Origin of the sequence: Brevundimonas sp. (assembly GCF_036405315.1) — a bacterium.
GTDB lineage: Bacteria > Pseudomonadota > Alphaproteobacteria > Caulobacterales > Caulobacteraceae > Brevundimonas.
Genome location: NZ_DASWXW010000067.1, coordinates 1 through 6,317, shown reverse-complemented (window position 1 = coordinate 6,317; position 6,317 = coordinate 1). Strand labels below are relative to the sequence as shown.

Here is a 6,317-nt window from a genome sequence, read left to right as displayed (position 1 = left end):
GCGCACGACTTCAACGACTTCGGCGTCGGCAAGCGCGCCGGTCTGGCCGCGCTGAACGTGATGGACGCCTTCGCGCGCATCACCAACGAGGATGTGCCGGAAATCCCCGCTGATCTGGTCGGTCTGGACCGCTTCGCCGCGCGCAAGGCCATCGTCGCCCGCGCCGAGGAAGAGAACTGGCTGCGCGAGATCGAGAAGACCAAGCACGTCGTCCCGCATGGCGACCGCTCGGGCGTGGTCATCGAGCCGTGGCTGACGGACCAGTGGTACGTCGACGCCCACACCCTGGCCCAGCCGGCGCTGAAGGCGGTCGAGGACGGCGCGACCGTCTTCGAGCCCAAGAGCTACGAGAAGATCTATTTCGAGTGGCTGCGCAACATCGAGCCCTGGTGCATCAGCCGCCAGCTGTGGTGGGGCCACCGCATCCCGGCCTGGTATGACGCCGACGGCCAGATCTACGTCGCCGAAACCGAGGAAGAGGCGATCGCTCAGGCGGGCGGCAAGGCCCTGACGCAGGACGAGGACGTTCTGGACACCTGGTTCAGCTCGGCCCTGTGGCCCTTCTCGACCATGGGCTGGCCCGAGAAGACCGAGGATCTGCAGCGCTTCTATCCGACCAGCGATCTGGTTACGGCGGCGGACATCATCTTCTTCTGGGTCGCCCGGATGATGATGATGGGCCTGCACTTCATGGACGGCGAAGTCCCGTTCAAGCGCGTCATCATCAATGGTCTGGTCCGCGACGAGAAGGGCCAGAAGATGTCGAAGTCCAAGGGCAACGTCATCGACCCCCTGGGCATCATCGACGAGCTGGGCGCCGACCCGCTGCGCTTCACCATGGCCATCCTCTCGGGCACGCGCGACATCAAACTTTCGAAGCAGCGTATTGAAGGCTATCGCAATTTCGGCACCAAGCTGTGGAACGCCGCACGCTTCAGCCAGATGAACGAGGCCAAGCGCGTCGAGGGCTTCGATCCCGCCGCCGTCGAGCAGACCATCAACCGCTGGATCCGCGGCGAGCTGACCAAGGCCGAGCGCGCCGTGTCGGAAGCCATCGAGGGCGGTCGTTTCGACGACGCCGCGGGCGCCCTGTACCGCTTCGTCTGGAACGTCTTCTGCGACTGGTATCTGGAGCTGGCCAAGCCCGTGTTCAACGGCGCCGACGAGGCCGCCAAGGCCGAGACGCGCGCCATGACGGCCTGGACCCTCGACCAGACGCTGAAACTGCTGCATCCGGTCATGCCCTTTATCACCGAAGAGCTGTGGGCCGAGCTGGGCAAGGAAGGTCCGGCTCGCGATAGCCTGCTGATCGGCGCCGAATGGCCGGTGCTGCCGGACGCCTTCATCGACGCCTCGGCCGAGGCCGAGATCGGCTGGCTGGTCGACTTCGTCGGTGAAATCCGCGCCCTGCGGGCCGAGATGAATGTGCCGCCGTCGGCCAAGCCGCCGCTGGCCTTCGTCGCGCCTGACGCCGTGACCGCCGCACGCATCGCGCGCCACCGCGACCTGCTGCTGACCCTGGGTCGCGTGTCCGAGATCAGCACGGCCGAGGCCGCGCCTGCCGGGGCCGTGACCTTTGTCTCGGGCGGAACCACGGCGGCATTGTCGCTGGCCGGGATCATCGACCTGACCGCCGAGCGCGCGCGTCTGGAGAAGGAGATCGCGGTCTTCGAGAGCGACATCGGCCACGTGAACAAGAAGCTGGGCAATCCCAACTTCGTGTCGCGCGCCGCCCCGGAAGTCGTCGATGAGCAGCGCGCCAAGCTGGCCGAGGCCGAAGAGGGCAAGGCCAAGCTGCAGGCCGCTCTGGCGCGTCTGGACGCGATGGCCGGCGCGTGAGGACGGTCCGTCTGGATCAGCTTCTGGTCACGCGTGGCCTGGCCGAAAGCCGGGCCAAGGCCAAGGCTGCGATCGAGGCGGGCGGCGTCACGATAAACGGTGCGCCCGCCAAGGCGGCCTCGCAGGCCGTCAGCGACGACGCCGAGATCGGCTACGCCGCCGCCCACCGCTGGGTGGGGCGCGGGGCGCTGAAGCTGGAGCGGGCGCTGGACCTGTGGCCGGTCGCGGTCGAGGGCAGGGTGGTTTTGGACGTTGGCGCCTCGACCGGCGGCTTCACCGAGGTCTGTCTGGATCGCGGCGCGGTGCGGGTTTTCGCCGTGGACGTCGGATTCGGTCAGATGCACCCGAAGGTCGCCGCCGATCCGCGCGTGGTCAATCTGGAGCGGACGGACGCGCGCGAACTGACGCCCGAGATCATCCCCGAGGCGCCGTCGCTGGTTGTCTGCGACGCCAGCTTCATCGGTCTGTCGAAGGTGCTGCCGGCGGCGCTGGATCTGGCGGCGCCTGACGCGGATCTGATCACCCTGGTCAAGCCGCAGTTCGAGGGTTCGGGGCCCAAGGACGCGGGCAAGAAGGGCGTGGTCAAGGACCCCGAGGCCCATGCGGCGGCGGTCGAGGGCGTGCGCGCCTGGCTGGAAAGCGTCGGCTGGGCCGTGAGTGAAACGGCGGAAAGTCCGATCACGGGCGGCGACGGCAACCTCGAGTTCCTGATGTGGGCCAAACGGGCCTGACCCTGAATTTATAGAGGGCCGCCGGAAAACCGGCGGCCCTCTTCACGTCGTCGATCGACAGGGGGGCTGAAACTTAATCGACGACGCGATAGCGGCCGTCCTGGTCGGGGCAGGTGCGCACGTAGCGCGTCTCGCTGCGACCGTCGGGCAGACGGATGACGCTCTCGGCGAGGCGGCATTCGTCAGTGTTCTGATGGCGATAGTCCGGGGCGGGCTGGGTGTAGCCGCGGTCGTAGCCGTTGCTGTATTCGCGGTAGTCGCGGCCGTAGCCGTCGTCGTAGCGACGGTTGTCGTAGCCGTAGGCCGGCGGGACATAGGTCCGGCCATAGGACTGATCGTAGCCGGACGAGCGATAGCGGCTGTCGCAGGCGGCGGAGTTGTTGCCCACGCCGGCGCCGAGCGCCGCGCCGAGCACGCCGCCCAGGACGCTGCCTTCGGTGCGACGACCGCGCGCCGCCAGCTGCGATCCCGCGATGGCGCCGATGGTGGCGCCGACCACGCCGCCTGTCGTCGTGCGGTCGCGCTGATCGCGAACGCAGGGATCATAGCCCTGGCCATAACCGCTGTTGTAGCCATAGGCGGGCGGATAGCCGTAGCCATAGGTCTGGGCGCTGACGACGCCCGGAACCATGAGCGAACCGGCCACGGCGAGGGCGGCGACAGCGGCGGCGGATGCCTTTTGGGACAGATGACCGATCATCGTTCGTGTTCCTGTGACAGATGCCGAAGCTGAACGGCTTCGCTCCGCTGTCTGTTGCATCCCGTCATAGGGCCCCGAAGCTGAACGGCTTTTGATCGGGCCGTTCATCTTCGTTCAGGTTTCAGATTCCGCGCGGGAACGGTTAGAAGCCGCGCCATGATGCAAACGCTGACCATCGCCCGCATGGGCCACCAGGGCGACGGAATCGCCGAAACGCCCAAGGGCTTCGTCTTCGTGCCGGGCGCCCTGCCGGGCGAAGTGATCTCGGCCGAGGTGAAGGACGGCCGCGTCGAGGCGTTCGAGCTGATCGAAGCCAGCCCGGACCGCCGACCGATCCATTCCGAAACCTATGCCGAATGCGGCGTCGCGCCGCTGCAGCACTGGGCGGACGAGCCCTATCTGGCGTGGAAGCGCGAGGTGGTGATCCAGACCCTGGCGCGCGAGGGCGTCGAGACCGAGGTCGAGGCGACCGTGGCCGTTCCGCAGGCCAGCCGTCGCCGTCTGGCCCTGCACGCGCGCAGCGGCCCGGGCGGGCGCGTCTTGCTGGGCTTCAAGGCGCGGCGGTCGTGGCGGCTGGTGGAGCTGACCGACTGCCCGGTGTCCGATCCGGCGCTGACGGCGGCCTTGCCGGCGCTGGCCAAGGTGGCGGCGCCCTTCCTGGGGCACCCGAAGTCGGCCCCGACCCTGCACGTCACCCTGACCGACACCGGGTTGGATGTGGACGTGACCGGGGTCGAGAAGAAGTCGGGCGGACTGACGGCGGACATGACGGCGCGGGCCATTGCGGCTGCGGCCGAGGCTGGTCTGGCGCGGCTCAGCCTGGACGGCGACACCCTGGTGATGGCGCGCCAGCCGCGCATCACCTTCGGGCGGGCCACCGTGCCCCTGCCGCCGGCAGCCTTCCTGCAGGCGGCGCCCGCCGCCGAGGCGGCCATGGTCAGTCGGGCGGTCGAGGCGGTGAGGGGGGCCAAGAAGGTCGCCGACCTGTTCTGCGGCGCCGGCACCTTCACCTTCCCCCTGGCCGAGGTGGCCAGCGTCCTGGCGGCGGATTCGTCGGCGGCGTCGATTGCGGCGCTGAAGGCGGGCGTGTCCACGGCCCAGGGTCTGAAGACCATCGAGGCCCAGGCGCGCGACCTGTTCCGCCGCCCGCTGTCGCCCTATGACTTGAAGGGTTGCGAGGCCATCGTGATCGACCCGCCGCGCGCAGGCGCGCTGGAACAGACCCAGCAGTTGCAGGGGACCAAGGCGTCCTTGGTCGTGGGCGTATCCTGCAATCCCCAGACCTTCGCCCGCGACGCCCGCGTCCTGATCGACGGCGGCTTCCGGCTGGAGAAGGTCACGCCCATCGACCAGTTCCTGTGGTCGACCCACGTCGAACTGGTCGGGATTTTCCGTCGCTAAGGCGTCAGAACGCCAGGTCGAACAGATCCATCTGGGGCCGCATGTCGGGCGGGACGCGGAACCGGGTCACGTCCAGCGGAGGGCGCGGGGCGTCCAGACCATAGCGTTTGATCGCCGCCTTGAAGCGGGCGGCGATCAGTTCGGCGACGGGGCCGGTTCCCTTCATGCGCTGGGCCCAGTCAGGGTCGTAGTCCTTGCCGCCGCGTGTCTGGCGGATCAGGGACATGACACGGGCTGCGCGCTCGGGCCGGGCGTCGGCCAGCCATTCGCGGAACAGGTCCTTGATTTCCAGCGGCAGGCGCAGGGTCACATACATGGCCGAGGTCGCGCCGGCCTTCTGAGCCGCCTCGAGGATGGCTTCCATCTCGTGGTCGTTCAGGCCGGGAATGACCGGGGCGAAGCCGACGCCGACGGGACAGCCCGCGTCGGCCAGACGGCTGATGGCCTCGAGCCGCTTGGCGGGGGTCGAGGCGCGCGGCTCCATCGCCCGGGCCAGACCACGGTCGAGCGTGGTGATGGAGATCATGGCCGAGGCCAGGCCTTCGCGTCCCATCGGCCCCAGGATGTCGGCGTCGCGGGCGATCAGCACCGACTTGGTGATGATGCTGAACGGCTGACGGAACCGCTGCATGACCTGAAGGATCGAGCGGGTGGACAGGGTTTCGCGCTCGACCGGCTGATAGGGATCGGTGTTGCCGCCTATGTGGATGCGCTTGCAGATGTATCGGGGCTTGCTGAGTTCCTGTTCCAGCAAACGCGCGGCTTCGGGCTTGAAGAAGATCCGGCTCTCGAAATCCAGACCCGGGGATAGGCCCATCCAGGCATGGGACGGACGGGCGTAGCAGTAGATGCAGCCATGTTCGCAGCCCTTGTAAGGGTTGATGGAGCGATCGAAGCCGACGTCGGGACTCGTATTTTTGGCGATGATGGTGCGCGCGTGTTCCGGCGAGAGGGTGGTGCGGAGCGGCGCGGCCGCTTCGTCCTGATCCGTCCAGCCGTCGTCGAAGTCCTCGCGCCGGTCGGCTTCATACCGGCCCGAGTCGTTGGAGCGTGCGCCGCGTCCTTTCATCGCCGTCTTCATGAGGGGAGGGTGACACAGGACTGGAACAAATCAAGAACAAAAAGCGGTTCGACGGGCTTCTTTCCCTTTCCTCTTGCCCGAGAAGGCGGCCGACCAGGACTTGATACGGGGGAGGTCGGATGAGGAGGGGCTCTTCCTTTCTGCGCATCCCGGCCTTCGCCAGGATGAGCGAGGATGGAAATATTTGGGTATTTTAATACCGTTTGCAATAAATTCTTTTAAATCAATCTTTTGGCTAAAAATCATGTCGCGAACCGGTGTTGACCTGCTGTGGATGACCCTCTATCAGCACGCCTTCCGCTCCGCCCGGTCACGGGATGGGCCGCACCGTTCGTCTTTCAGGACCCTCATTATGCTGAAGAGCACTACGGCTTCGATGAAGCCGGCAGAGGTCGAAAAGAAGTGGATCCACATCGACGCCGAAGGCGTCGTGGTGGGCCGCCTCGCGACCTTCATCGCCAACCGTCTGCGCGGCAAGCACCTGCCGACCTACACCCCGCACGTTGACATGGGCGACTACGTCGTCGTCACCAACGTCGACAAGGTGGTGTTCACCGGCAAGAAG

Annotated in this window: 6 protein-coding genes; 4 read left to right on the top strand and 2 right to left on the bottom strand. The window is 67.1% G+C overall.

The window, feature by feature from the left end:
- Positions 1-1,839, top strand: a 1,839-nt coding sequence (locus VGE49_RS04505) for a valine--tRNA ligase (protein WP_331033382.1), incomplete at its 5' end; no start/stop codon positions are given.
- Entirely contained in the window at positions 1,836-2,570 is a 735-nt protein-coding gene (locus VGE49_RS04500) for a TlyA family RNA methyltransferase (protein WP_331033381.1), read from the top strand. The genes VGE49_RS04505 and VGE49_RS04500, both read left to right, overlap by 4 nt.
- Before the next feature lie 73 nt (positions 2,571-2,643).
- Here the strand turns inward: VGE49_RS04500 and VGE49_RS04495 are convergent, their stop codons facing one another.
- Positions 2,644-3,270: a glycine zipper 2TM domain-containing protein gene (locus tag VGE49_RS04495; RefSeq protein WP_331033380.1), complete on the bottom strand. Its 627-nt coding sequence runs from the start codon at positions 3,268-3,270 to the stop codon at positions 2,644-2,646.
- A gap of 159 nt (positions 3,271-3,429) precedes the next feature.
- Between VGE49_RS04495 and VGE49_RS04490 the strand changes: the two genes are divergently transcribed.
- The gene (locus VGE49_RS04490; protein ID WP_331033384.1) at positions 3,430-4,671 is read left to right on the top strand and encodes a class I SAM-dependent RNA methyltransferase; all 1,242 of its coding nucleotides are present in this window, start codon (positions 3,430-3,432) and stop codon (positions 4,669-4,671) included.
- Positions 4,672-4,675: 4 nt separating this feature from the next.
- Here VGE49_RS04490 and VGE49_RS04485 read toward each other — a convergent pair whose 3' ends face one another.
- Positions 4,676-5,752, bottom strand: coding sequence for a PA0069 family radical SAM protein (locus tag VGE49_RS04485; protein ID WP_331033379.1), 1,077 nt, complete (start codon positions 5,750-5,752; stop codon positions 4,676-4,678).
- A gap of 355 nt (positions 5,753-6,107) precedes the next feature.
- Here VGE49_RS04485 and VGE49_RS04480 point away from each other — a divergent pair.
- Positions 6,108-6,317: uL13 family ribosomal protein (locus tag VGE49_RS04480; RefSeq protein WP_331033383.1), on the top strand; the 210-nt coding region annotated here is incomplete at its 3' end.

What these genes read in the sequence shown, in the direction of transcription:
- VGE49_RS04495 (WP_331033380.1), bottom strand. Translation starts at nt 3,270, where the DNA reads ATGATCGGTCATCTGTCCCAAAAGGCATCCGCCGCCGCTGTCGCCGCC.
- VGE49_RS04490 (WP_331033384.1), top strand. Translation starts at nt 3,430, where the DNA reads ATGCAAACGCTGACCATCGCCCGCATGGGCCACCAGGGCGACGGAATC.
- VGE49_RS04485 (WP_331033379.1), bottom strand. Translation starts at nt 5,752, where the DNA reads ATGAAGACGGCGATGAAAGGACGCGGCGCACGCTCCAACGACTCGGGC.